This is a genomic window from Pseudoalteromonas sp. R3, assembly GCF_004014715.1.
Taxonomy (GTDB): Bacteria; Pseudomonadota; Gammaproteobacteria; order Enterobacterales; family Alteromonadaceae; genus Pseudoalteromonas.
Map to the genome: position 1 here is coordinate 1,089,082 of NZ_CP034835.1, position 26,948 is coordinate 1,116,029.

Consider the following 26,948-nt stretch of genomic DNA (forward strand, 5'->3'; position numbering starts at 1 on the left):
TCTCAGTTATCTAACCCAGAGTAGTCCCCAACGAGTACCGTTACCAATTGCATTGTAGCTGCATCGTGGTGAGCCTTTAGAGGCTGTACTGAATTCACCGTGAGCTAACCAACATGCATGATGGCCTGGGTGAATATCGCGCTGCCAGCCAACCACATTCATGTTGTTGCGGTCGTCACCATCTCCGTAATAGATGCACTTTTTCGTGGTGGCGCCGCTAGCATCGTACGTTGCCCGGCAGTCAGGTAGTGGGGTGTTTTTTTGATGTGCCTGCTGGTCTTTATATCCCCAGGTATAACGGACCATCTCCAGTTCAGCCTCGCTCATGGCACTTTGGTAAGCTGATTTACATCCAGCATAGTCGCAGGCCACTTGTTCTCGCACATCTCTGAATGCACCCAATGGCCCCTGATACAGACCTGTAACCATCGGATCGGTTGCTGTCACATCTGGTTGTGGGTTGTAATCGCTGATATACATCTTACCGCCTGGCTCTGACTTACTGTAAGTGCCAATCAGGGTCCAGCCTCCTTCATCGGTATCCATATCGCAGTAGGCGTCGAAACTGGCATGGACACCTGCGCCATCTGGGTCAATGGTATAGACGCCCGACTGAGCATCGGGGTTCTCGCTCAGGATCTGCGCACAGCTGGAATGCGGTATCTCAATGACGGCCCCTGTAGCCAATGTAAAGTCGCCGGAGTCATTGTTTGGACCATACCAGGTACCCTGATATCCATCCTGTTCAGAGCCCTGACCCAGGAAGTAAAAACGTGCCCCGTCTTTTGCAATGCTAAATTGCACACGTTGTTTCAGGCCTGAGCCAATCTCAAAGGTATTAGGGTGTTCAAATTCACCCTGAATAAGGGAAGCTTCGGGTGCTTGAGTATCTGTTGCGTTGAATTTATTGGCGTGCAGTTGTACCTTGAGCTGTTGCAGCTGGGTGCCGCTCGTTGCCAACACACCGTCTAAATGTGAGTCTGTAACCAGATCCCATTGTACATTTGCAGTCGCGTGGCCAGTTACGGCCGCCAAAAGTAGCGCTGTTATTTTAGACATGATGTCTATTCTCCTTGTTTACAAATAACGCCTGCATGATGACATAGTTAGGTTTAAGCTCAATAATATTTTATCATTAAATCAATGGTTTGATTGCTATTTTTGATGCTTCTGTGCGAGCTGTCCCCATTTTAAATTGGGCCGTAAATTTGCATGAGTTTGCATGAGTTTGCATAAACAACGAGGTGGTAATTAAGCCTGTCAAAAGCCATTTTGCTCACGCTTTTATCTTGTATATCAGATACTTTGCCAGCACAGCGCCAGAGAGAATAAAACCGTTGACCAGCACTGCTGTCACAATACTGCCAGTGAGCAGGTTACACGTACTGTCGCATAGGGGAAGGGGAGCAACAGCAACTCCCGCTAAGCTAAGCAGTGTAGCAACACCAATAAATACCTTTGTGGATGACCAGGGGTAAACCCTGAAAAAGTACATCAAAGGGATGACCATAATGAGCGGCATCATTGCCCATATTCCATTAATCAAAAACACCATAATGTCCCAAATACGTTGCATCTTTCTATGCGCTCTTGCTTAGGGTAGATGCAGGTTTGTCACTTGTGGCCTTTACTTTTAAGCCAAATATATAACTTATGCAGCATAAAGCGGCTTATCTGTCTGGTCTAAAACAAAAAGACAAGCCCATCAGCAGTGATGATAGCTGCTCTGAGGAGCTGTAAACAGAGTAACGCTCGGAGTACTTGCAGTGCAAACACGTATTTAATCATTTTAAACGGTTGGCACAGGCTAGCGCTGGGTGGTGGGGCTAAAATTCCAAAATACGTTTGAGCATACTTTGCTTGGATTTACAGATGAGCCATAGCTCGTGGCGCAATTGAAACCCTAGCTTCAAGTCCTGCTCTGAAGCACCAGTGAAGGCCAAACAGTCATTAATACTGCTCATGCCGCCATAGGCTCCAAGCGAGTGATAAATACTTTTTTGGGGCTGGCCTTTACTCAGAAATTCCGCAGACTTTTTAAAGTAATTAGCCCAGTGCAGCTCATTATGAGAGTACAGTAAATCAATCATACGCTCTAACTTTGCCTGATATTCGCCGTAGTCATGTTTCATATTGAGGCCATATACACAGAGTTCAATCAAAGTAAAAAGCTACCACTAAAAAGCGTATTGCTCAATTGAGTTTGTCCCGCCTGTATTGGGTTCGTCCGCATACCGACCCTAGGCCAAAGGGGAGAAACAGAAAGCGCCCATATTTATATGTTCCAACCCCTGCCTCCATAAAGATCTAATGCGTAGTTTCTTTCGTACAACCTTGCGACCTTTCAATTGGCTGTGAGGTAGATATGAAACAGTTTGCACTCAGAATATACGATTTCTACAAGTATATTTTCGACTCAACCAGAAATCCGCTTCGGCATATTCCGGACCCCGTCAGTCGCTTCCACATAATGACCGTTCTCGCTTGCCTGTGGAGCTTTGCGTTTGCTACCTATATAGGCAGTATGATCGTATTTGGGATCAGCCTGGCTGCACACATTGTTCTTTTTCTGATGTTTTTCTTTACCATTGCGGTATTTTATGACGCAGAAAAAAACAAATCCTCCTGGTTAATGAAGTTGCGCAGGGACAGGCTGAAGTAGAGCCAAATAATGCACATAGGCGCAATGGAGCAGACTTAACTGTTCATTGAGCGCGTGCCTGAATCGCAGCGCATTCGGCACGCTTTTAGCTCATCCCACTGTCTAGTATTGCGGTGATAAAACCAGCGTAACACAAAAGCGGTGTGCGTCATGGCGAATGCTTAACTGCCAGCCCAGTTCGTCACACAGTTTTTGTGCCAGATCCAGACCTAAGCCGTAGCCCGCAGTGTTGTGGAGCGCACTGTGCTCTGCGGGTGGCTCTGAGCCAATGTATTCGTAGTTTTCAATCTCCAGTATATGTTGCGTTTGATGTATAGAAATTGCGCCCTGATGGGTATGCTGAATGGCATTTCGTAACAAATTTCCAATGACGATAGTTGCGCCAGAGTGCGGTAATTCGCAGCAATAATCGTCGGTTTCAAGCTGTATATCTATGTGTTTCCCTTGCTTCAGATAAGTCAGGTCCTGCATCAGTGACTCCACCAACTCGGCCAGTTTTACGGTCTTTAAATCTCTCAGAGGTTGTCCCTTACGACTCAGCCACAGCAGAGTTTCAGTTAGCGCGACCATTGCCTGACTTGCGTGGTCAATGCGCTTTAATGCCTTGTCGCTTTTTTTACATTGAGCACTGTCAAGGCGCTGAAGTAGTTCTACGCTGCTGCGGATCACGGCAATGGGCGTGCGCAGCTCGTGACTGGCGTAGCTGACAAACGCCTGCTCCCGGTCCAGGCTTTGTTTAACCTGTTGCAGGCTTTGCTGGATCAGTTCCGCCAGCGTAGTGAGCTCGTGGTATCGAAACACAGGGGGAGGGTCATCGAGAGAGTGATGATCCAGCTCGGCTGCCCATGCGTGCAGCTCTGCGACGGGCCGGGTCACGGTGCGCATCAGCATCACCAGGATCGTAGCAAACAATGCGAGGGTGCCCAGCGCAAAGAGAATCCCTAACATTTCAGGCCCCTGAAACCAGGCTTTGGGCGATGTTTTTGGGGCTATAAAATGGTGGGCAACAAACCCTGACTGACCATCGGGCGTTGCAAAAAACATCACAAAGCGGGCTTCGCTGGGTCTTGTCAGCATATTGTCCCGGGTAACCAGCTTGTGTAATGTGTTGGTTTCTATTTCCTGGCGGGTAAACGCCGCGCGGATGGGCTCGGGTAAATCCTGCCACTGACTGGCCACCACAAAATTGTGCGCCTGAATCGGATGGCCGGGCTGCGGATGGTGGGCCTGAGCCATATTCAGCATAGTGCCTCTCATCATGTCATCGAGCCCGGTAAAAAAGCTGTTGGTCCAGAGCACCGACAACAGACTGATCACCAAAGTGGCCAGCACCAGCAGTGCAGCAAGAATATAGCGACGCAGACTCATATGTATGGGAGCCATTAATTCTCCTCCTGAAGGCATTGCAGTTTAAACCCTTGTCTGGGTATGGCATCAACTGTGATATGGGCTGTGCATGCAGCCAACGCTTTGCGCAGGTGGTGAATATGCACTTTAAGCGCGTTGCTGTCTGGCTGTTCATCGCCCCAGATGGCCTGCAACAGCACTTGCCTGGTAACCAGGTTAGGGTGGGCGCGCAGCAGGGTTTCGAGTATTACCATGCCGGTCGGGCTGAGCTTAAGACGGCTGCCATGATACGTGGCGTCACGGCCATCTATATCCAGACATAACCCGGCCAGCTCCAGCCTTTTGATCTCACCGCTTTTGCGTTTGGCCAGGGTTTTTACCCTGACCACCAGCTCCATCATGGCAAAAGGTTTGACCAGGTAATCGTCACAGCCGGTGGCAAAACCGGCCAGTTTGTCTTCGAGCTGATCTCGCGCGGTGAGCATGATCACTGAGGTATCGTCGCCTTCGTCGCGCAGTGCCTGACAGATCTGCAGGCCATCCATACGCGGCAGGTTTAAATCCAGAATGATCACCTGATAGTGGTTATCGCGGATCAGGTTGAGCGCGGCGACCCCGTTGGCTGCGTGGTCGCAGATGATGTTTTCCAGCTCAAAGTAATCAATGATGTTACCGGCCAGTGCCAGGTCATCCTCAACTAAAATGACGTTGATCATGGGGGACATGCTCCGTACTAATGGGGTTGAATCGGCTCATCAGGTTAGCAATATCGTGGCTGATCAGCAGTAATACAGGAATTAAAAACAAGGTGATAGCAGTGGCAAACAAGATGCCATAGCCCAGCGATGCCGCGGCGGGGATCAGAAACTGTGCCTGCTGAGAGGTCTCACCCAAAATAGGATACAGTCCGGCAAAGGTGGTCAGTGACGTCAGCAGTATTGCGCGCAGGCGACCTGTGCAGGCTTCAAGAAGCGCATTTTGCATGGTTTTCCCCTCATTGCGATAGCGATTAAACTGGCTAACCAGCAGCAGGCTGTCGTTGATCACCACGCCACTGAGCGCCAGTATGCCATTTAAGGATAGAATACTGAGCGTTAAACCTAAGCCCCAGTGTCCTAAAATCGCGCCCACAAAGCCAAACGGGATCACCGACATGATGATCAGTGGCTGCCAGTAGGATTTCAGTGGGATAGCCAGCAGTGCATAGATGGCCAGCAGTGCCAGCAGGTAAGCCGAGCTCATGGAGTCGGTGGCTTCTTTTTGGTGCTCGGCTTCCCCGGCAAAGTGCAGCGTCAGATCCGGGTACTGAGCACGTAGCTCAGGGACCACGCTTTGTTCCAGTTTGGCCACTAATTCAGTGGGGGTCAGCTGGGTTTTATTCACCGCAGCGGACACGGTGACCGCTCTGACGCCGTTGATACGGGTAATGGACTGCACTTCGCTGGTGTAGATTACTTTTGCAACGTTGCCCAGCGGCACGGTTCGCCCGTCCGGGGCACGCACCCTGGCTGCAAGCACATCCCCTTGTTCGCTGCGTTCATCCAACGGGTAGCGTACCCTTACTTTTACTTCGTCCTTATTACGCATATAGCGTTGTACCACTTCTCCGCCAAAGGCTTGTAACAGCTGGCGTGCCAGTAACTGCGTGGTAAAGCCGAGCATTTCGCCCTCTTCGGTCACTTCAAAACGCATGGTCGCTTCGCCCGGAGCCAGCGAGCTGTCGATGCTGTGTACGCCGCTGATGTCACGCAGCGCCTGCTGCAAGGTCGCTTCGGCGGCCTCTAATGTTTCGTCGCTGGTACTTTTTAGCTCCACCTTAAAGTTGGAAACACGCGCCAGTTGCGCCTGAATGTGTAAGGTTTTACTGGCCTCCGGGGTGCCAGCGATGGCGCGCCAGCGTTTCGCCAGTTCGCTCAGGGTATAGGGCTGGGTGCCGGCCAGTTCCACATTAAGTGTACCGCTCTGATCGCCCGTGGCACTGACCGACACGCTGGCAATGTGGCTGATGTTTTGCTGTTCCAGCAATTGCTGCTCGGCCTGATATAGCTGGGCCTCGAGCCGATCCAGATTGCGGGCAGTCTGGCCAAAACTGGCGTCGTTATAGAGTGTCATGGTGGAGGTGATGGTATCCGCTGGCAGTCCGGGGAAGAAGCCCACTCTGACCATGCCCTGGGTGATCAGGCTGATGGCCAGAAAAAACAGTGCAACAAACCCCATCAGTGCGGCGTAGCGAAAGTGCATTACGCGCTCCAGTGCGGGTTTGTACAGGCGTTGATTAAAGCCGATCAGTAAACCGTCTGCCCTTTGTTGCATGCGATGCCAAAGCAGTGCGATGCGGTTTGGCTGTTTTTGGGGTTTTTGTCGGGTGTGAATGTGCGCCAGATGCGCCGGTAAGATCAGTTTAGATTCCACCACAGACAGCAACAAACATAAGGTGACCACAGTGCCAAACTGCGCATACAGAACGCCCAGCCCGCCCGATATATTGGCCAGTGCTGCAAAGGCTGCAACGGTCGTTAACACACCAAACAGAGTAGGGACCGCGACCAGGTGGGTGCCTTTGATGGTGTTACTGAGGGTGTCGCCAAAGCGTTTTCGGGTGGTGTAAATACTTTCACCCACCACCACGGCATCGTCCACGACTATGCCCAGCGCCATAATAAAGCCAAAAGTGGTCATTTCGTTGAGGGTCATGCCCGTGTAGGGCTCAGTCATAAAATACAGGCTGCCAAAGAACACAAAAGGCAGGCCCGCAGCAACCCAGAAAGCCACTTTCAGGTTTAAAAACAGCGCCAGTACCATAAACACCAGGGCAATACCGCTCAGCGCGTTCAGGCTCAGCAGGCTCAGGCGCTCGGTGATCAGTTTAGAATTGTCGTACCAGGTGATAAGCGAAGCGCCTTCAGGCAGCTTGCTTTGCCATTTGGCCACCACGGCTTTGGCCTGTGCCACGCTTTTGCTCATGTCGCCATACTCGTCCATCACTATGGTAATGCCGTAGGTGGGATGACCGTTAAACCGGGCCAGATGAAAGCTGTCATCGGCAAAGGTGTCTTGTAATGTGGCAACGTCACTGAGTCGAATGCTTTTGCCCGCAGCTGTGGTGGTGACCACAATCGAGGCAAAGTCGCTGGCATAAAGCGCCTGCTCGGCGGCTTTAAGGCGCAATACCTTATCCGGGTTACGCAAGCTGGTGGTCAGTGCGGTGCCGGAATACTGATTGATGGCCTCGGCCACGGCGCTGAAACTGAGCTGATAGGCCTGCAGGCGGGCCTCGTCGATTTCAATGGCCACCAGCGGATCACGGTGATCGTTTTGGTTGAGTGTGGCGATATTGGGCTGAGCCAGTAAGTCGTCGGCCAGCTGGCTGCCCAGGGTTTGCAGTGTCTGAGTCGACAGCTCGCCAAACAGCTGCACCCGGATCACTTCCTGCTCCCGTTGGGCCGTGGTGATCACGGGTTTCTCGGCATTTTCTGGCAGGTTGTAGATGGCATCAACCTGATTTTTAATGTCTCTTTGTAAGGTATCCAGATCATGTTGCGAGGTTTTTTCTACCAGTACCTGCACACTGCTGGCGCTGGCTGTGGTGGTAACGCGTTTGATCCCTTTGACGGATTCCAGGGCATTTTCTATGGCGATTGCAATGCCCTGCTCGGCCTGGGCGGCACTGCCGCTAGGGTAGGCCACGCTGATCTGTACTGTGTCCGGGTCTTGTTGCGGAAAGCCTTCTTTGCGCAGACTACCGGCGCTGCTTAGCCCCAGCAGGATCACCGCCAGCATAAGCAGGTTGGCAGCGACGGGGTTTTTGGCAAACCAGGCAATGATTGAAAAACGTTCAGTCATGGGCGCGCTCCTCTGTTACTGGGGTGACCTTCATGCCGTCGAGATAGGCACTGAGCGGGCGCAGCACGATGTTGGCCTGGTGCATGCCTTTGCGGGCCTTGATATAAACGGCGCCGTGCTGGCGAAACTGGATCTGCGGGGTAAAGTGTGCCAGGCGATTTTCCTCATCGACATACCAGATACGATTTTGCTGCGACAAGGCTGACGCGGGAATGCGCCACAGGTCGTTTTGCTCCACGCCCTTAATGTGTACCTCCACATAGCTGCCAAAGTACAGCGGCTGAGCCTGTTCCAGGGGGTTGTCTACGCTGACAATGGCCAGACGCTGGCGCGACTGAGGGTCAATATGCTGACTCAGGCGCGTCACCCGACCGTGCCATTGTGTGTCTGCGGTATCGCTTGTGGCATCGTTGAGCGTAACCGACCAGCCGCCTTCGGGAATCGCCTGAGCGGGCAGGTGCTGCCATTGCTCGGCGCTGAGTTCAACGGATACTTCGGCCTGCGCTGTGCTGTAAAGTGTGGCAATGGGGCTGCCCGGTTGGACATAACTGCCAGGCTGTACCGAGCGCGTGACTATGGTGGCATCAAAGGGCAGAGTAAACTGGCTGGCGGCCAGGTTATATCGGGCACTCTCTAGTTCCGCTTTCGCTAAACTTAGCTGCGTGGCCACAACGTCTTGCTGAGGAGCACGTAAAGAAGACAAGATCCCATTACTGTCGGTGTTGGCCAGCTGGCGCCACTGCGCCTTGTTTGGCGAGGTCTGCAGCTTTTCTTCTTCCGCATTCAGCCTGGCTTGTGCCAGTGATACTTCGGCACTGGCCAGTGCCTGTTGCAGCTGGGTGTCGTCTATGCGTGCCAGTACCGTCCCCGCCGACAGGCGTGCCCCTTGCTTAAAGTCTGGATGGAGCAGAGTCACCCGGCCGCCCACCTCGCTACTGAGCGTCAGTGCGTGGGTAGCCTTGACTGTGCCATGCGCGGTAATGACCCGAGTGTAACTTGCTGCCTGCACTGGAGTGACCGTGACCTGAGGGAGGCTCAGGGCTGTGCCCGTTTGTTGGCGTTGCTCAGAGCCAGGCTGAGGCTGGGTTTGTGCTTCGCCACCACCCATAGAAGGAATAGCAAAGACAATGGCAGCACACAGGCCACAAAAAGCCAGCTGGGTAATGAGTAAACGGTTGTTGAGTAACGTCATGATGAATTCTCTGAATAAGCACTTAGGTTTGCCCGCCGATTTTTGATGCGGGTAAAAAGCAACCGCCAGTCTAAAGAGTGTATGGTTAAAGGCGGGTTAAAGAGATTTGTAAGCGCTGCAACTCTTTGATCAAACTATGAATAATAAAAAGCCGCAGGTAGGACTACGGCTTTGGGGTTGATATCACGGCTGATATCTAGTGGGCAAAGTAGAGGGAGACTCTAGTTTGGCTTGCGGTTCTGTTTGTGATCCTTAGGGCGCTCAGGACGAATGAGGTCGGCCTGAATACTCACGCCTTCATTCTGGCCATCACCTGAGAGCAAAAAGTAATACCAGCCGGGAGGCGGGCTGTCGATGCGCAGAAACTCAGTGTTGTCTGCTGAGCGTGAAGCAAAGGTATACATACTGGTGCTGGGCCAGAAAGTGCTAACAAACAGGTCGCTGTTGCCGACGCCGTGTCGGGTGCGAATTTCCAGCGTGCTACCCGGCTCAGTCACTTTGATAAAAAAGTAACTATCACCAGGCGCCGCACATTGGGCACTGCCAGACATAAGCTCAGCATAGCCACTGGGCAGGCCCTGCTCACAGGCATTGACGATATCGCGGGGTTGCTCACCGGGCTCACGCAGGGCGCTGTCGATGCCCGCTGCAATGGTCAGTCCTTCATAGCCCTGCGGATCCAGTACAGAGACAAAGTGGCGGCCCCGATTGATGGTCACTTTCAGCACCTGCTCGGTGCCTGTGCCGCGCGATACTGCCTGAGCATTCGCCGGATCGGCCCATTGGTCGGCGCTGTAAAAGAGGCGAGGGCGTCCTGCGCCACCACGGCTGCTGAAGTACAAGGTGGTGTTATCCTGTGCGACATCCACATAAAAATAATGGGCTTTGCCCGAAATACACTCACCCTGCGCCAGCAACAAGCGGCTGCCAGTGACCGCCGTATCGCCCTGACGGCAGTCTGCGGGCAGATATAAGGGCACACCCTGATAGTTTTTGGCAAACAGTTGCAGGCCATCCGGATCGCCTTCCTGTGGTTGTGGAAGCCAGGCTTTGAGGCACTCAGCTTGCTTTACACATGGATCGGTCAGGGCCTTCATAAAGTTGACCAGATCCGCTTTTTCCTGAGTGCTCAGCTCCAGTTTACGCAGTACCGGGGCACCATCGGCAATTTCATCATCAATGATTTTCGCGGCGGCATCGGTGTGCTGTCGGGTATCGGGGAACAAGTCGACACAATTTTCTATGTCTTTGAATTGTGGCTGTCTGCACCAGCCCTGATTGTCTATGTAGTTATCTAATACTGCATGGTAATCATCGTAGTGCTCGACCACTTCCTCCAGGGTATCGTAGCTACCTGCATGTCCATACGGACCGGTGACCTCGACGTTCAGCAGGGTTGTGGAGCGAAAGCTGTAGATATCATCCAGATTCTGGTTGCGCAGCATACGGCCGCGATCATTGCTTTCATCGCCTGGCTCACCGATACCAGGCCCAATTTGTGGAAAAGCCAGGCGGTGGTGGTTGGTGCCTTTAGTCTGACTAAAGCTGTCGGTGTTGTGACAGCCAATGCACTGGGTGGGCAAAAAGTCAGGCTCGCTGCCACCATCTGATGGTGGGGGAGGCATGTAGAGATACAAGTAGGCCCCGCGTTTTTCGGATTCACTCAGCGCGTTTTTATCGCCCTGAACGTAGCGGTTCCAGGGATTGTCGGTAAAATTCATCGATTGCTGATAGGCCGCCAGAGCACGGGTGATGTTATCAAAAGTAACGATTTCTTCAGCGCTTTTATCGCCATAGACCGCGGCAAAATAATCCCGCCACTGGTTGCGAAACAGCTCACCCTGAGCGCTGCCATAGTTGCCGATACGCGCTGCCAGATGGGCCCTGACGGCTTCATTAGGTGCGCCTTTCATAAACTCAAAGCCCTGCATTTCTGAAGGGGTCACGACCGGAAAGCGTGCTTGTGCCGCTAACAAAGAGTCACCCGCATTGGGGTCGGCTTCACCATGAGGTACATCCGGCGTACTGATCCCCTGCTCGGGGTTCAGCCAGTCCAGAAACTCCACCCGGGCATCACGAAACAAACTGCGTTTATGCACCCAGGCATTGAAAATACTGGGTGAGTTGCGTGGCACATAAAATTGCCCTGTGGTGGTTTTACGGCCCGGCCCGAGTACATCCGGGTCTTGCGCCAGTGTGCCTACGGGCAGGGAAAGACCGTCACCACCACCCAGGTAGGGGTGGTGACAGCTGGCGCAGGCGACTTGCTTATCGCCACTGAGCGCTTTGCTAAAAAACAGCAGCTTACCCAGTTTGACCTCGGGGTCATCGACGCCGGGTAAATCAAAGCCGTTATCGGGCTTGCCTGTCAGACCATGCTGAGCAATGAGCTCAGAGAGTGCCTGGTCTAAGTCATCAGGTATGGGCAGCGCGTGTGCGTTAAACGCGCTGCCCAGAAAAAGTGCAATAGCACTAGTTTTAACCTTTCTCATGTTGATCTTCCTTTCACTACAGTTGCTTTAGTACGGACGGGCCGGCTCTGAGGTTAAGCTAACGTGTTCTGGGTTAAATAAAGGTTAAAGTTGCATTGGGTATAAATATTCCCAATTGGCTAATAATGCGCTTTGAAGAATGGAGTGATCAAAGTATGAGCTATTTTTATAAATGTTTTTTAATGAATGATTATTTATTAATCTCGATTTGATTTAAATAAATATTTCATCTATTTGGGCTTTTTGCGACTATAAAAACCTGATACTGTTACCGCGAATTACGTAACTAACCAAAGGAAATTAAGATGTTACTTAAACTAAGCAAAAAGACTGTTAAAAACCTTAACACCACTTCTGCTAAACTTAACCCACAGCAAACCCCACAGGTTGCTGGTGGTACTAACCTGGACACACTTATGTGTCTGAGAACTATGCAGTGCCCGCAAACCTGGCAGTGCGCTTAATTGCTATTGTATGACCTGAACAGGCGCCCTCAGAAGGTAACCTGACAAGGTGATATATTTAGTTTCTTGCTAGACAATGTTGTTGATCGTAGGCCAGTTTACTGGCCTGCTTTGTGTACAGAGAGCCTTATTCTGTGTTCTGAATCGTACCGTACTTTACTCAGCTCAGCCCTTTCCCTGCAAACGTTCAATGTAACGTGCAAGCCTCTCGCTTTGTTCACACTGATATCTGCTTACCGACAGTTCGAGTTGCTTAGCTCAACATGTCGCATGCATTTATAGGCAAATACCCGCTATCCCATGCTCTCCTGAAGCCCCGGGTTGCAATGCCTGCTATGTGCGACTATTACTTTAAAGGTACTTTTACCGCGAAAGATGCAGGCAGATATGCTACGCAGTGCGACAAAAAAAATGATGCCTTTGATGTGTATTTTGGCAACAACGGTTTCGAGTGCTAACGAATCTGACTCAGCCCTGTTTGCGTTGGAGCTGGACGACCTGCTCGACTTGACGGTCACTTCCGGCTCTAATCGGGCGGAGCAATTTCGCCACACACCTGCGTCAATACAAGTGATCACTGAGCAGGATATCGCACAGCGTGGCTACACCGGACTTGGTGAGGTTCTTGCTGATATCTCTGGTGTTGATATCAGTACGTCTTATGGCGCTGATCATGCGCTGTTCTATCAACGAGGTTATCGTACACCCAGTAATCAACGTACTCTGGTGATGGTCAATGGTGTGATTAATAACCATCTCTGGGGACACGATTTTCCACTTAACCGGCAGACACCGCTAACCATGATTGAACGGATTGAAGTGTTGTCGGGTCCTGCCGGGGCGATATATGGCCCCAATGCATTTCTTGGCGTAATTAATATCATCACCAAAACAGGGAAGGCGCTGCAACAGGACGGCCATAAGGTGAGCGCACAGGCGCAACTGGCTGACTTTGGCAGTAAAGCGCTGGACTTAAATTTATTGGGAAAGGCAGAGCGCTGGAGCTACTGGCTGGGTCTCAAGCAGTTCAAAAGCGATGGCCCCGGGGTCGATGACTTTGCCCGGTGGGGGTTTGTTGATGAACAGTATCTTTCGGATCCTCGCTTCTGGGGACCGGTGCTGAATTATGGCCATGATGGCGTGCCTTATGGTCAGTATGTTTCTAAAGATGATGAGAGTGGCGTGTTTGGTGAAGTTAGCTTTGATTCTTGGACTCTGGGTGTCAATAACTGGGTTAATCACAATGGCTATGGGTTGCAGTTTGCCTTTGACAGGGGCCAGCCCAATGCGCGCTGGAGCCGACGCACCAGCTCATACTACCTAAGGCATGAAACCCCCTTGTTTGACAAAGGAACGTTAAAGCACTTTATTCGCTATCGCTCTGAGCAACGTTATGGCGACTGGGCCGAGGCCAGTCCGGATCCGCTGAGTGCGCAATCACGCAACTCCTATGTCACTATTTCAGACTGGAATTCGGCCAGCACCTCGTGGAAAGTACGCCAGGATTATGACTACCAGTACAACGATGAAGTGCATCTGGCGGCAGGATTGAAATACGAGCGAAAAGAGCTCACCTCCACTTATGAGATCTGTGGTTATTGGGCTTCAGCCTATTGCTCTTTTGAAGATCCGGCAGATCTTGGCCCCTATGGGTTGGGCAAAGGTGTGTATTATTCGACAGACTCGGATATGCCGGTTACTCGGTACCAACTAAGAGATATGCCGGATGCAAATCTGGTGACCACCATAGATAAAGGCGTGTACATGAGTGCCAGTTATAAACGGCCTGACTGGTCGCTCAGTGGCGCAATACGCTGGGACAATAACTCGGTATATGGCACTTTTATCAAGCCGCGCGTTGCACTGACTTACGACATTAATACGACTAATACTATTAAGGTGATTTATGCTACGGCCTTTCAGGAACCTGCACCGGTGCAGTTATACGGCGGGTGGAACGGGCGTAATGCAAACCCAGAGCTGGCCCCGGAAGAAGTCAAAGATTTAACCCTTATCTGGATGAATCAAAGCGGAGCCTGGTTTAGCGATCTGTCGGTCTATTACAGTCGCTACAACAACGTAATCAAAGAGGAAGCGGATAATGCCGGTGAACGCGACGTACTGGGGGCAGAATGGCGGTTGCGTTATGAAGCTGAAAACCCCTGGTTTGATGCCCCCCAGATAAGCGCCTACATGAACTACAGTTATACCAAAACCACCAGCCATATTAACTTTGATCATCAGCTGGGCGTGTGGGTAGGTGACGGCACGCCAGCTTGCGAGGAAAGCACAGCTGCATGTGGACAATACCGGGTCGACCTGGGAGATATTGCGCCTCATAAGCTGAATCTGGGCCTGAATCTGCCATTGAGCACCCGGTTGAGTATTAATACCCGCCTGAATTACGTCTCAGAAAAATCGCTTTATCTGCGCAATCCGCTGCGCCGGCAAGGTACCAAAATCGGGGACTATTTGCTGACAAACCTGAGCCTGGTCTGGCAGCAGGATACATTGAGTGTGCATCTTAAAGTGAAAAACCTGTTCGACAGTCAGGTGTATCATGCTGGGAGTGAACAGGGCAGTTCAGGTAACCAGTTTCGTGATGAGGATGGCGACTTACTACGTTCACAGGGGTTCTATAGCTCTATTTTTCCTCAGGTAGGGCGTAACTGGGAGTTGGGCGTGACTGTGGTGTTTTAAGTTCGCCCGGCCGGCGCATTTTATAACGTCCTGTATTCAAGCCTGAATTATTGAGCGTGATTTTTCTTATCGCTGCAAAACATGAAAGACAGTACCAGCCCTATCTGAATATAGTGCAACAGCGCAGCGACATTGTCGCGAACGTAGAGCTTAATTATTGCGTTGTCGAGCACGTAGTATTTATATAGTAGCACTTCGATGTAGGTCACCAGATTCAAAAAAATGGATACGATACACAGGCAAATCAGTACGTTTTCTCGCAAGGAAAAGCCCGTTATCTGAGCGGTGGTCAGAAAATACTGAACACCTGTTTTTTGATATAGCCAGGTGGCACATTGAGTACGAAACATTACAGGAAGCAGAAATATCAAACTCAGCGAAGCGCACCAGATATAGAAGTGGGTATGCCAGGTTAATACGGTAGAGATGGTCAGGGCATCGATTGTTTCGAGTATGCCAATTAGGGTAAGAAACCATCGAGCGCTAACATTGCGCCAGCTGAGCAATACGGCGATAAAAAATGCGACAAAAAGCCAGTAGTCGTTGAAATATACAATGTTCATACGGTTTGTTTGGTACCTTGATTGGAAATAGCAAGCTGTATGTGGAGTGTACCCGAGTGGCGTATCAATTCTCTACCAAAGTACCCGTTTTAGCTGAAGTGATAAAGCTCTGTGGATCAGAGCTTGGTTTAAATTGAGCAGGGCACGATCGGCCCTGCAATAGATATAAGTTAGTGCGCTACCACTATCAGGCGAATGGCGTCCAGTTTAACCTGTGCTTTGCTGATGTGCTCGCCCAGCGCACTGCGCTGCTTGTCGAATACCTGAATTTCTTCGTCGCGGATATTCGGGTTAACGGCTTTCAGAGCCAGCAGGCGGGCTTGTTCGTCACCCAGACGAGTTTCCATTTGTGCCTGCGCTGCCTGTTGCAGCTCAACCATCTGTGCTTTGGCCTGTTCTTCGGCTTTGCTGATCAGCGGGTGAATACCAGATTGCAGGGCGTTGGCTAACTTGCTGGCGGTTTGTCTGCCAACGGCTGAAAGCTGGTTATTAAAGGCATCAAAGGCGACATTTTGTGCCAGATCGTTACCACTTTTGTCCATCAGCACTCGGATAGGCGTTGGTGGCAGGAAGCGTCCAATCTGCAAAGATTTAGGCGCTGAGGTTTCGGCCACAAAGATCAGCTCAACAAAGAAAGTACCTACCGGCAGCTTGTTGTTTTTCAACAAAGCAACGGATGCACAACCAAAGTCGTCGTCACAGATCATGTCCATCACGCCTTCAACCATAGGGTGGTCCCAGCTGATAAACTGCGCATCTTCCTGTGACAGCGACGTACCTCGGTCAAAGGTCACGGTAATGCCATCGTCTTTCAGACAGGGGAACGACGGGTTCAGCATGTGCTCTGTGGGCTTCAGGATGATGGTGTTTTCGCCTTTGTCTTCCTGATTAACCCCAAAGATGTCGAATACATTGATCATGTAAGTCGGCAGCACTACGTCGTCGTCCAGCGTTTCGATTTCTTCGACGATGCTGTCAGCTTTACCCATGCCGCTTGAGTGCAGCTCCAGCAGGCGATCACGGCCTTGTTCCATTTTGGCGCGCAGCACGGTGTTTTGTTTGGCAACCTGTTCAAGTAGCGGGTCCAGCTCTTCTTCGTCGCAGTTATGCGCTGCTACCAGCTCCAGCAAGTCATCTGAGAACTCTTTGTACAGTAACTGCCCAGTGGTGCTGGTGGTTTCGAACGCATCAAGTGCTTCGTCGTACCAACGCAGCAACACTTCCTGTGCAGTGTTGGCAAAGTAAGGCACATGAATATTCACATCCTGTCGCTGACCAATACGGTCCAGGCGGCCAATACGCTGTTCCAGCAGATCCGGGTTGAGTGGCAAATCAAACAGTACAAGGTGATGAGCAAACTGGAAGTTACGACCTTCCGAGCCAATCTCTGAACACAGTAGTACCTGAGCAGAGTCATATTCGTCAGCAAAGTAGGCCGCAGCGCGGTCACGTTCAATAATCGACATTCCCTCATGGAAAACCGCTGATTTAATCCCTTCGCGCTCGCGCAGGGTTTGCTCCAGGCTGATGGCGGTTTGTGCCTCGGCACAGATCAGCAGTACTTTTTGCTGTTTCAGCTCTTTGAGCTTGTCGATCAGCCAGGCAACGCGCGGGTCAAACTGCGTCCAGCTGGCGCTTTCGCCTTCAAACTCCTGGAATATTTTTTCTGGGAACAGGGCACGCAGTGCGCTCTTTTCGGCACTCTGAATACCGCCAATGTTGCCCATTACGGAGATAGCTGTTTTGTACTGCTTTGGCATGTCTACCGGGCAGGCATGTAATTTACGGCTTGGGTAGCCGTCGATGCCACTGCGGCTGTTACGGAACAAAATACGGCCCGTGCCGTGTCTGTCTAATAGGTTGTTCAGCAGCGTTTGTTTTGCTGTCTCTTCGCCTTGTTCAACCTGACTCAGCAGGTCGCTGATGTCGGTCTCTTTTAACAGCTCGGTCAGGGTTGCCTTGGCTTTGTCGTCAAGCTGAGCATCCTGAAGCAGTTTATTGGCGGCATCGGCCACTTCTTTGTAGTGACTTTCTTCTTCTACGAAGGCGTCATAATCGTAGAATCTGTCCGGGTCAAGCAATTGCAGACGTGCAAAGTGGCTGCGGTGACCAAGCTGGTCTGGTGTGGCAGTAAGCAGGATAAGGCCAGCAATGTCCTGGCTCAGTTCTGCGATGCGCTGGTATTCTGTGCTTGGCTTATCTTTTTCTACAGTCAGGTGGTGGGCTTCATCCACGACCAACAGATCCCAGTCTGCCAGAGTGGCCTGCTCAAACCAGCGACGTTTCTTAGTAATAAATTCCAGGCTCACCAACACTAGCTGTTCGGTTTCAAACACGTTTGGCGAATCTGCAAAGGCTTCGTCACAACGGTCTTCATCAAAAATAGAGAAATGCAGGTTAAAACGGCGTAGCATCTCAACCAGCCACTGGTGTTGCAGGCTTTCTGGTACCACAATCAACACGCGGCTGGCACGGCCGGTGAGGATCTGCTGATGTAAAATCATGCCCGCTTCAATGGTTTTACCCAGGCCTACTTCGTCTGACAGCAATACCCGTGGGGCGAAACGTTTACCCACTTCGTCGGCAATATAAAGCTGGTGTGGGATCAGGCTTGCGCGCTGACCTATTAAACCTTTTAAATGAGACTGCTGACGACTGAACTGGTGCTGCCAGGTTTGGTAACGCAGCGTGTAGCGGTCGAAGCGGTCAACCTGGCCTGCAAACAGGCGGTCCTGCGGCTTATTAAACTTAATAAAGTGATCCAAAAAGGTTTCTTTCAGCGTGACGGGTTCTTCGTTATCCAGACGTTCGCCGTGGTAGCATAACAAGTCGCCCTGTTCTTCGACCTTCTCAACACGCATTTCCCATTCGTCAACACAGCGGATCACATCACCGGGATTAAAAATCACACGGGTAACCGGGGCTTCCTGCACAGAATACACGCGGTTTTCACCGCTGGCGGGAAACAATATGGTCACCTGGCGCCCTTCCAGTGCCACTATGGTGCCCAATCCTAAATCTGATTCAGTATCACTGATCCAGCGCTGACCTAAGGAAAAATTCATGCTTGTCTCGTCTCGCGGAAAAAAGGCGGCCATGGTACCGAGAAGCACCGCCTTGTTCAAGGTTGTGAGGCACGGATAAACGTACATAAACTGTGATTTTTTTCACTTTATGCTATTGACCTGAGCCGACACAGGAGCTGGGACTATTTGTTGTCCTGTTTGGCGTTATTTCGGGCTAAGGCGTTTACGTCCTCACGACAAAAAATAAGCATAGCTCAGTTGCTCAAAAGTGAGGTATTTAACCCAACTCGTTCCGCTCGGTACTTAACCTGGCTGTCATAAAAACGACTTTTGTGACAAATAGACTAAACTTAGGGTAAGGACAGCGACTTGCGTGGCGACCAAGTCTTTGTTCAGTAGTAGTTTTCACTAAATAGGAACGCACTATGGGAAATGATGACCTCGACCGGAAAATGTATGTGTTAGATACCAACGTACTCCTTCACGAACCCCTCGCTTTCTTTTCATTTCAGGAACACGACGTAGTAATCCCCATGACAGTTCTGGAAGAACTGGACCATATAAAAGACAGAAAACGCGACGTCAGTAGCGACGCCAGAGTGGCAATTCGCAGTCTTGATGACGTCTTACGCAATGCCTCTCCAGAGCAAATGCTCGAAGGTGTCGCTTTGCCTAAAGTGCAGCGCGACACGCATAAACCAGCCAGCAGCGGCAAACTGGTGGTGATCAACGACCACCTTTATCCGGATAGCATCTCCGGATTACCCGGCAACGAAAATGACCACCGCATTATTAACTGCGCCATACAGCTACAAAAGCAATATTCAGATAAAAAAGTGGTGCTGGTTACCAAAGACATCAACATGCGTCTCAAGGCCAAAGGCGCAGGACTGAAATTTGTCGAAGATTATCGGACTGACCAATTGATCGATGATATCAACTTGCTGACCTCAGGGTACAACAAGTTTACTGGCGACTTCTGGGCCAATGTCGGCGAATGCCAGACAGAGCAGCAGGGACGCTATACTTTGCACCAGGTACCTGCCAAGCTGATGCCTGAAGTCTTTGTCAATGAATACCTGATTGACGATGGCGATCACTTTGCTGCACGCGTGGTCGGGTATGACACCGAGCATGTCACGCTAAAAGACATCAGTGTAGAGCGTTTGATGCATCAGCAGGCCTGGGGGGTTTCTCCTAAAAATGTTTATCAGGGTATGGCGCTCGATGCGTTGCTTGATCCGAATATTGAACTGGTGATTCTGACCGGTCCGGCTGGTTGTGGTAAAACTTTATTGGCGCTGGCCAGTGCGCTGGAGATGATCATTGAAAAAGGCGTCTACGACAAAGTGATTGTGACGCGAAACACACCTGAAATCGCGGAAAGCATCGGTTTTTTACCAGGCACGGAAGAAGAAAAAATGGCCCCCTGGCTGGCTGCGATCACAGATACTCTGGAGGTGTTACACAAACACGACGAAAGCCCGATCTCTAGCCGTAACTACATTATGGAAAAGGCCAACATCCAGTTTAAGTCGGTCAATTTTATGCGCGGGCGCAGCATTCAAAATGCGGTGGTGATATTGGATGAAAGCCAGAATCTCACGGCCTCGCAGCTGAAAACCATTATCACTCGCTGTGGTGAAGGCACTAAACTTATCTGTACCGGCAACCTGGCACAGATAGACAGTAACTACCTAACCCCGGTTACTTCGGGGCTAACCTATATTGTAGAGCGATTTAAGGACTTTGAAGGCTCCGCCACCATTAATCTCAACGGTGTGGTCAGAAGTCGTCTTGCCTCTTTTGCTGAGCAAAACCTATAGCTAAATCAACAGGTCAGCTATGGACATGGCTGGCCTGTTATGTTGCCAGGGCATTACTCTCTGATCCGCTATGGTGTGGCGGTTTAGTCACATCTTAATGTTAACTGTTTTTCTTCGGGTACACATGAGTCAAGTTTGTATACAAAATTAACAGTGATTGCTGCTAAGATAGAGTTAAGGCATTCGTACAGAGCGCCGAATTAATCATTGTACTGGGTATAAGGACTTATATGGAAATAGCAAACTGGCTTGCGTTTTTATCTATTGCAGTGGCCGCGACGATAACGCCCGGTCCGGCGGTGTTTTTAGTGATCAGTCATTCAATGACAGCGGGCTGGCGTCAGGCTACTTATACTATTTTGGGCAATGTCACAGGATTATTTGTGATGAGCTTGTGCTCCGTGTTGGGTGTCAGTGCCATTATTGTTGGATCGTCTATGCTGTTCTCAATCATCAAAGTATTGGGCGCGGTGTATTTGCTTTATATGGGAATACGATTGTGGCGCAAAGGATTGGTTTATCGCCAAGCAGGCCTACAGCAAAGAAAAAGTGATACAAGCTATTTTGGGCAGGGGATCGTCATTTGTCTGACTAACCCCAAAGCCATCGTATTTACAACGGCTCTATTTCCCCAGTTTGTGACAGTGAATCAGCCGCTGGCCCCTCAGTTTATGGTGCTGGTATCTACCTTGTTAATTTGCTCGTTTGTATGCCTGAGCTTATATGCGAAATGGGGTGAGGAGATAACCAACAAGCTGTCGGGTAAAATTTTAGCGGTTATTTCCCGGTGCCTTGGGCTCACCTTTATGGGCGCAGCAGCTGCTATGTTTCTATCGTTCCAGCGCCGGGTTTAACCAATCAATATAAGCGCTCCGGCGTTGTGAGATGGACATGATACTCACTGAGTAGTGCATTTAAGGTTGGGTTCGCTCCTGTCAGGTTGATAAACTGCACGCGAGGAGAGACAGTGGCACCAACCTCCAATACCTCGCTTTTAAAATCTAGGCCTGGCTCAGAAAGATTATCCTGCTTATTGTGGAACAGTTGGTCAAAAATGTCCTTTGCCATGGTTTTTGCCCACAGGTAACTGTAAAAACCCGCGCCATATTCACTGGCGAATAAATGTACAAAGACACAGTGGAAGTGCTCCTCAGAGCCTGGGAGTTGTATTTCCTCATACGACAGTAGTTTGCTCACAACGGCATTTAATTCCTCAGCGCTGTGAAACTGGAGGTCATGCAGTTTCATATCGAGCAAACTGCGCTTCAGTTTACGATAGACCAACAGGTTTTCCAGCCATTGATGAGCGTGAATCTGTGCCCGACACTGATCAAGGGTAAACTTTTCTCCAGTTGCATAATCTGCAGACATAGCATGCAAGAAATCGGCATCCAGTACCCAGTACTCCATCAGCTGGCTGGGCATCTCTGAGTAATCCCATGCGACGCCATTGAGACCAGAAACAGAAGGAGCGTCTATACGTGTCAGAATATGGTGCAGGACATGACCAAACTCATGGAATACTGAAATGACATTTTCCAGACTCAATAATGCATGGCCGGAGTCACAAGGGGCTGGTACATTACAATTTAAGAGTGCTACGGGTAACTCAATGCCACCCTGAGTATTCAGGTGACGTGTTTTACACCAACCCATCCATGCGCCCCCTTTTTTGCCTGTTCTGGTGTAGATATCAGCATAAAACCTACCCAGAGGGGATCCTTCACTACTGTAAACACGAAATAGTTTTACATCCGGATGCCAGGCCAGGGCCTGTTTGTCGGGTTCAATTTTTATGTTAAACAGTTGGCTTGCAAGCTTAAACAAACTATCGAATACACGGTATTCTGGCAAAAAGCGACGAATACTCTTTGTATCTGTTTTTAATACTTTAAGGCGGTATTGTTCCGCGCAAAAGTCAAAGTCCCAGGGCTGAATAAGGTCTATGTTTAGGGTGTTGGCTGCAAATGCTTTGACCTTAGCGATATCGCGTGTAACTGACGGCCGAAGGTGAGTTAACAGCGTATCGATGAAGCGGTATACCTGTTGTTTGTCCGCGGGCATCTTATTAAGAAGTGACAGCTGGATATAATCTTCAAACCCCAGTAAATTAGCCAACTCTCTTCTGAGCGAAAGCGTTTCCAGGATAACAGGCGTGTTATTGTATTTGGGATTGTGTTGCGCACTGTCTGATGCTCTGGTGGTGAATGCGTCATACAGGCGCTTACGTAGTGATTCCGAGTTGGCAAATCGCATTACGGCCTGATAGCAATTGAGTTCCAAAGACAGTAACCAACCAGATTTTTGTTGCGACTGAGCTGCGAGTCTGGCTCCTTGTTTGATATTTTCAGGCAGCCCGTCCAGCATGTCTTCTTGAGTGATGTGCAGCGACCAGTCATAAGTCGATTTTGCGACATTGCTCGCAAACTGTAACTTTAGTGCCTGAAGTCGCTTGTTGATATGGGTCACTCTGTCTTTATCAGGGGTGGGTAAGTCGGTACCTGATAAGGTCATATCAAGCAGGGTATTGTTCAGTACAAGCGCGTCAATCTCTGTGAGTTCTAAAGATGGTTGCCGCGCCTTGATTTGCATTATTAACCGATTAAGCGGTGGGTAATCTCTAAGCCATGCTCGATATTCAGCGATTTGTGTACTTGCTTGTGAGATGGCGGGCTCTGCATACGTTGAACCCAATGCGGCGTTGAGCTGTGACAGATGTCCCCACAATTCACCAATGTGATTGTCTATGTTGGCAAGAGCCTTTATGAGCTGGGTACAGTGCACAGGGTCTTCGTTCGCAAGGTGTTGAACTTTGTTACGTCCGGCTTCTAATGTCTCTTTCAGATGTGCCAGATACTCAGGAGCGGTTAGCCACTTGGTGTTTGTCATGATTACCTCAGCGAGTCAAAATCTTTGTGTAAATGATTTCACCATCCACCCAGTCCATGAGTGGTAATCTGACCCGGACTTTGATGTTGGAATCGTCGTAAAGTACTTCTGGGATAATGGCACTGATCGCCAGTTCAAAGTCACCAAACCTTGAAGTAAATGAGACCCGGCTGTCATGGTTGATGTCAGGGAGGTACTTTGCGGGCACAGCCACTTCGAGCTCTTTGTTTGCATTACCAATAAAGCGCAACAACGCTTCGTGTTCCTGTTCATATTGAAAGGCGTTGGTATTGCGTTTTACAACAATACCGTCAAATGGGGCACGCACATGCATGCGGGCAATTTTCTTTTCTAGCAATTGTGCCTTGAGGGCATTCTCTTTGATCCGCAACGTCAGTTGGTCTAACACGTAATTTAGCCTGTCCACTTCGCTTTCTGAAATGCTGTGCTTTTTATGCAGACGCTGGGTTTTCAACAATAAATCTTCATTGTAGGAGAGTTCGCTTTTTAGCCTGGCCTGCTCGTTGTTAATTACTCTAAGGTCCAGGTTTAACTGGCTGGCATCCAGTTTTAGCAGGGTCTGGCCTTGTTTGACTTCTGCTCCTACTTCGGCAACCCACTCAATAAACCCGGGTGATTCATTGATGACGACCAACTCCTGAGTTGCAACGACTCTGGATATGGTTTGAATGATTGCGCCATTGTCCTGATCTTGCTGCGCAGAGACGTGCCAGCCGCAGAGTACGAGCCCAGCCCAAAACAGTGTACAAAATGACTGGGTGATGGATTGATACCGTTTAAATTTGTTCACGAGGTATAGCCTATATCGAGTGTTTTTTCGGGATGGGGGTTTAACCGTGATGTCACTACCAGTAGGGCAGGTATGAGTAACATAGCCATAAATGTTGCCGTCAGTAAGCCAAATGATAAGGAAATACCAAGTGGCTTTAATACATCTTTGCCTGGCCCAAAACCAATCACCAAGGGGAGCATGGCAACCACAGTGGTGAAATTAGTGATCATCATAGACCGAAACCGGTTAACCACGCTGGTGGCAGCAGCGACAGCTGGCGCAATGTTATCTTGCCTCTGTTTCTGGAATGAATCTAAAAGCAGGATTGAGTTATTGATAGACAGACCAACCAGTATCAGCATGCCAAGTAGAGAATTGAGCGACAAGGTGCTATCAAACAGAAACAAAAAAGAGGCTGAGCCAGCAATAGCAACTGGGACTATGCTTAAGATGATTAGTACATTGCGTGCATTATGAAATTGATACAGCAAAATAATAAAGACCAATATGACAGACAAAGCAAATGACTGATAGGTAGAACGCAGGGCACTCTTGGTCTCCTTCATTGTATCCTCAAACAGAACGGGCACGACTTGTAATGCATTTTCTGTTTTCAAAAAGTGGATGATCTGTGATTGTACCTGCTCTGGCTTTTGTTCATCCGTGAGCCAGAGGCTGAGCTCGAACCGCTTGTGAGTGTTGTGAGAATAAAACTCACGCCATATTTTCTTACCCTCTATGTCAATTAGCTGATCCAGAAATACCTCTTGGTTGTTGACTATCAGGGGTAAATCATAAATCCCTTGCTTGTCGTAACCTGATGGCTCTATGGATAACTTTAGCTCTTTGGTTCCTGCGCCAAAGTTGACATCGAAAAGTTTCTGAGGCTCGATGGCATGTTTGGCAAACTCCAGGATAGAATTTTTTTCTCTCTCGTAAAGCTTTGTACCAGACACGATATTGAGCTCATTATAGTTAATCGACAGTTCATTGATGGATTGCAGGGTATTTCTGGGGTGCTCTTTTACCCGGCTGACCCAAAGCTCTTTGCTAAAGCGTGACTTGATTTGCTGCATATACAAGCGGTTATTGCTTTCTTCTACATCTGTAAAAGTGAGCTTCAATGTTGCTGGTGTGTCGTATTTTAATGAAGAGGTTACCCAGGGCTCGATACCAAGTGTCGGTAGAGAGCCGTGTTGTACAGCCTCTTTGAGTAACGCAATAACGTGTTCAGAATCGGTGTAACTTTTCAGATGCAATGAAATGTAAACATTGGATGGTCTGACATCCAGGTAAGTATACTTAATATATGCACCAGTCAGCCTTTCAACTTCTTCAACCACAGGAGTAAAGATTTTTTGTTTGGCTGATTGGGATAAGTCTTCTCTGGGGAACTCTAAATCTACGTCAATAATCTCGGCTCTGGGCTGAGCGATAACCTCGGTTTTAAGCTGGGGCAAAATGGTTGTTGTCAGTAGCACGCAAACAAACAAGATGATGGCAATCAGCATCTTGGCAAGGTGAGGCTTGTTATCTATGACTTGGGTGTAGGTATACATCACGTGACTCAGCTGATTTTGCAGCTCTGTGGTGTAGCGCTGGGTATTTGGTTCGGCTATTTTCTGATGGATTAAGAGGTAGAGAGAGGGGATCAAAATCAGACTGATGAAGATGGACGAAATCAGTATTGAAGTGGTCACCATGACGATATCACTTAACAGGCTTGCCACCAGATGTTCAGTAAAAGCCAGTGGTAAAAAGACAATCACTGACGTAATAGTGGATGCCAGGATCACCGGGCGCACCTCGTGTAGTGACTGCAAAACAGTCTCCGTCAAAGTGTGATGTTGTGCCGAGTGTGCGTGCTGTTTGATCCGGTCAATCATAATCACACAACTATCGACAACCATACCGATGGAAATACTCATGGCACCAAGGGAGATCAGGTTGATGCCTACTCCGAGTATGTCCATCAGTATACAAGACATGCCAAGTGCCATGGGCATGGACAGGCTGACCAGCAAAGTGGTTGGTATGCTGCGATAAAATAGATAAACCAACAAACTGGTTGCCAGCATCCCTATTGCCAGTGCCACCATGATATTGAGGAGGGCTTCTTTGATGAAAGACAGTGGAGAATTAAGCACGATAACTGTGCCAACTTCTTCAATCTGTTCATTGATGACATGCTGAAAGCGTGTTGATATGTCATAAATGTTAGCACCTGGCTCGGGCCAGATAGCGATAGCCACGACCTCTTCACCGGTATAGTAAAACGACCGCTGTTGTTCCTCTGAATACCAGCTGACGTCGGCCACATCTGACAATCTGATGGGGATGTTCTGGTTTGCGCCTACGACGATGCGCTTGAGATTTTCTAAACCGCCGAATGTACTGTTGGCAACAACCAGAGTTTTACTCTCGGATGAGGTTGCAAGCAGTCCCATACGTTTATTCGCTTCATGACTGAGCAGGGCGTCTTTGACGGCATCGAAACTCAGATTGAAGTGGATAATATCGCGAGGACGAACTTTAACTGAAAGGTATTCCTGACCTGTGCTGGAGATCCAGGCAGAATCAACCCCTTCAATTCTTTCCAGCTCAGGCAGTACTTTTGCTTTAAGAATTGCCGACAGGGTGACCTTATCGTAATGGGTCGATGAAACCGCAATATAGTTTTCTGAGCTGGGGTCTGAGTAGGTGATTTTGGATTGCGGCCAAAAATCAGGAAACTGGGCCTGATAAAACGCGATTACGGTGGACACTTCCCGCTTTGCAACCCGGGCCTCTACATTCCAGTCAAATCTGGCATAAAGGATGACGCGGCCCTGGCGATAAGTGGCTTCCACTTCATCAACCCCTTCCACAGCAAGCAACGACGCTTCAATTTTTTTCCCCCAGTACTGATAAAAGCGGTGGCTGTCTTCCTGAATAGGAATAATCACTCTGATTGAGGGTTTTTGCACCTGAGGATAGAGGGAGATTGGCAGCCTGAATGACTGAAATACCCCAATGCAAAATAACCCCAGGAAACAAATTGCATAAAATTTATATCTGTTTGCCAAAAACTGCATGCGATTCTCGGTTGCTTGGAAAAGCGGTGACTGTCATGGCCTTTTTAGCAACAGCCCCGCGGGTTAAAGGTTTAACT

Annotated in this window: 18 protein-coding genes; 5 read left to right on the top strand and 13 right to left on the bottom strand. The window is 49.6% G+C overall.

Features of this window, described 5'->3' with window-relative positions; all coding sequences use genetic code 11:
- Positions 1 to 6: 6 nt before the first annotated feature.
- The 3 genes from ELR70_RS09850 to ELR70_RS09860 form a co-directional block, all read right to left on the bottom strand.
- Positions 7 to 1,059 carry a fibrinogen-like YCDxxxxGGGW domain-containing protein gene (locus ELR70_RS09850; protein WP_054016441.1) on the bottom strand — a complete coding sequence of 351 codons (1,053 nt, stop codon included), beginning with the start codon at positions 1,057 to 1,059 and terminating at the stop codon, positions 7 to 9.
- 217 nt (positions 1,060 to 1,276) lie between these two features.
- Positions 1,277 to 1,576, bottom strand: coding sequence for a hypothetical protein (locus ELR70_RS09855; RefSeq protein WP_054016442.1), 300 nt, complete (start codon positions 1,574 to 1,576; stop codon positions 1,277 to 1,279).
- Between the two features lie 250 nt (positions 1,577 to 1,826).
- A complete protein-coding gene (locus ELR70_RS09860) occupies positions 1,827 to 2,132 on the bottom strand; it encodes a hypothetical protein (RefSeq protein ID WP_054016443.1) in 306 nt (101 codons plus the stop codon).
- A 233-nt stretch (positions 2,133 to 2,365) separates the two neighbouring features.
- Here ELR70_RS09860 and ELR70_RS09865 point away from each other — a divergent pair, with 233 nt between their 5' ends.
- Positions 2,366 to 2,662, top strand: coding sequence for a hypothetical protein (locus ELR70_RS09865; RefSeq protein WP_054016444.1), 297 nt, complete (start codon positions 2,366 to 2,368; stop codon positions 2,660 to 2,662).
- Positions 2,663 to 2,764: 102 nt separating this feature from the next.
- Here the strand turns inward: ELR70_RS09865 and ELR70_RS09870 are convergent, their stop codons facing one another.
- The 5 genes from ELR70_RS09870 to ELR70_RS09890 all read right to left on the bottom strand — a co-directional run bounded on the left by ELR70_RS09870 (position 2,765) and on the right by ELR70_RS09890 (position 11,536).
- Positions 2,765 to 4,045 carry a HAMP domain-containing sensor histidine kinase gene (locus tag ELR70_RS09870; RefSeq protein ID WP_054016445.1) on the bottom strand — a complete coding sequence of 427 codons (1,281 nt, stop codon included), beginning with the start codon at positions 4,043 to 4,045 and terminating at the stop codon, positions 2,765 to 2,767.
- Positions 4,045 to 4,725, bottom strand: a complete 681-nt coding sequence (locus ELR70_RS09875) for a response regulator transcription factor (RefSeq protein WP_054016446.1) — start codon at positions 4,723 to 4,725, stop codon at positions 4,045 to 4,047. Before ELR70_RS09875 ends, ELR70_RS09870 begins: the two co-directional genes overlap by 1 nt.
- Complete coding sequence (locus tag ELR70_RS09880) at positions 4,703 to 7,852, bottom strand: efflux RND transporter permease subunit (protein WP_054016447.1); 3,150 nt, start codon at positions 7,850 to 7,852, stop codon at positions 4,703 to 4,705. Before ELR70_RS09880 ends, ELR70_RS09875 begins: the two co-directional genes overlap by 23 nt.
- Positions 7,845 to 9,044: an efflux RND transporter periplasmic adaptor subunit gene (locus tag ELR70_RS09885; RefSeq protein WP_054016448.1), complete on the bottom strand. Its 1,200-nt coding sequence runs from the start codon at positions 9,042 to 9,044 to the stop codon at positions 7,845 to 7,847. Before ELR70_RS09885 ends, ELR70_RS09880 begins: the two co-directional genes overlap by 8 nt.
- A 221-nt stretch (positions 9,045 to 9,265) precedes the next feature.
- Positions 9,266 to 11,536, bottom strand: coding sequence for a cytochrome c peroxidase (locus ELR70_RS09890; RefSeq protein WP_054016449.1), 2,271 nt, complete (start codon positions 11,534 to 11,536; stop codon positions 9,266 to 9,268).
- A 305-nt stretch (positions 11,537 to 11,841) separates the two neighbouring features.
- Between ELR70_RS09890 and ELR70_RS24825 the strand changes: the two genes are divergently transcribed.
- Together ELR70_RS24825 and ELR70_RS09895 are read left to right on the top strand one after the other, a co-directional pair.
- Complete coding sequence (locus ELR70_RS24825; RefSeq protein ID WP_160317408.1) at positions 11,842 to 12,000, top strand: hypothetical protein; 159 nt, start codon at positions 11,842 to 11,844, stop codon at positions 11,998 to 12,000.
- A gap of 387 nt (positions 12,001 to 12,387) precedes the next feature.
- On the top strand, positions 12,388 to 14,700 hold the full coding sequence (locus tag ELR70_RS09895) for a TonB-dependent receptor (protein ID WP_160317409.1): 2,313 nt from the start codon (positions 12,388 to 12,390) through the stop codon (positions 14,698 to 14,700).
- Positions 14,701 to 14,747: 47 nt separating this feature from the next.
- On the opposite strand, the gene ELR70_RS09900 is transcribed toward ELR70_RS09895, so the two are convergent.
- Both ELR70_RS09900 and rapA read right to left on the bottom strand, forming a co-directional pair.
- Positions 14,748 to 15,263, bottom strand: a complete 516-nt coding sequence (locus ELR70_RS09900) for a hypothetical protein (protein WP_054016451.1) — start codon at positions 15,261 to 15,263, stop codon at positions 14,748 to 14,750.
- A gap of 170 nt (positions 15,264 to 15,433) precedes the next feature.
- Positions 15,434 to 18,328, bottom strand: a complete 2,895-nt coding sequence (gene rapA, locus ELR70_RS09905) for an RNA polymerase-associated protein RapA (RefSeq protein ID WP_054016568.1) — start codon at positions 18,326 to 18,328, stop codon at positions 15,434 to 15,436.
- A gap of 386 nt (positions 18,329 to 18,714) precedes the next feature.
- Here rapA and ELR70_RS09910 point away from each other — a divergent pair, with 386 nt between their 5' ends.
- A complete protein-coding gene (locus ELR70_RS09910) occupies positions 18,715 to 20,115 on the top strand; it encodes a PhoH family protein (protein ID WP_054016452.1) in 1,401 nt (466 codons plus the stop codon).
- A 230-nt stretch (positions 20,116 to 20,345) separates the two neighbouring features.
- Complete coding sequence (locus ELR70_RS09915) at positions 20,346 to 20,969, top strand: LysE family translocator (RefSeq protein WP_054016453.1); 624 nt, start codon at positions 20,346 to 20,348, stop codon at positions 20,967 to 20,969.
- Positions 20,970 to 20,973: 4 nt separating this feature from the next.
- On the opposite strand, the gene ELR70_RS09920 is transcribed toward ELR70_RS09915, so the two are convergent.
- Genes ELR70_RS09920 through ELR70_RS09930 form a run of 3 tightly spaced genes read right to left on the bottom strand, consistent with a single transcriptional unit; the run spans position 20,974 to position 26,871 of the window.
- Positions 20,974 to 23,004 (bottom strand): M3 family metallopeptidase, encoded by a 2,031-nt coding sequence (locus tag ELR70_RS09920; protein WP_054016454.1) that lies wholly within the window; start codon positions 23,002 to 23,004, stop codon positions 20,974 to 20,976.
- A 7-nt stretch (positions 23,005 to 23,011) separates the two neighbouring features.
- Positions 23,012 to 23,815 (bottom strand): HlyD family efflux transporter periplasmic adaptor subunit, encoded by an 804-nt coding sequence (locus ELR70_RS09925; protein WP_054016455.1) that lies wholly within the window; start codon positions 23,813 to 23,815, stop codon positions 23,012 to 23,014.
- Positions 23,812 to 26,871: an efflux RND transporter permease subunit gene (locus ELR70_RS09930; protein WP_054016456.1), complete on the bottom strand. Its 3,060-nt coding sequence runs from the start codon at positions 26,869 to 26,871 to the stop codon at positions 23,812 to 23,814. The genes ELR70_RS09925 and ELR70_RS09930 overlap by 4 nt, the downstream gene beginning before the upstream one ends.
- Positions 26,872 to 26,948: the final 77 nt, after the last annotated feature.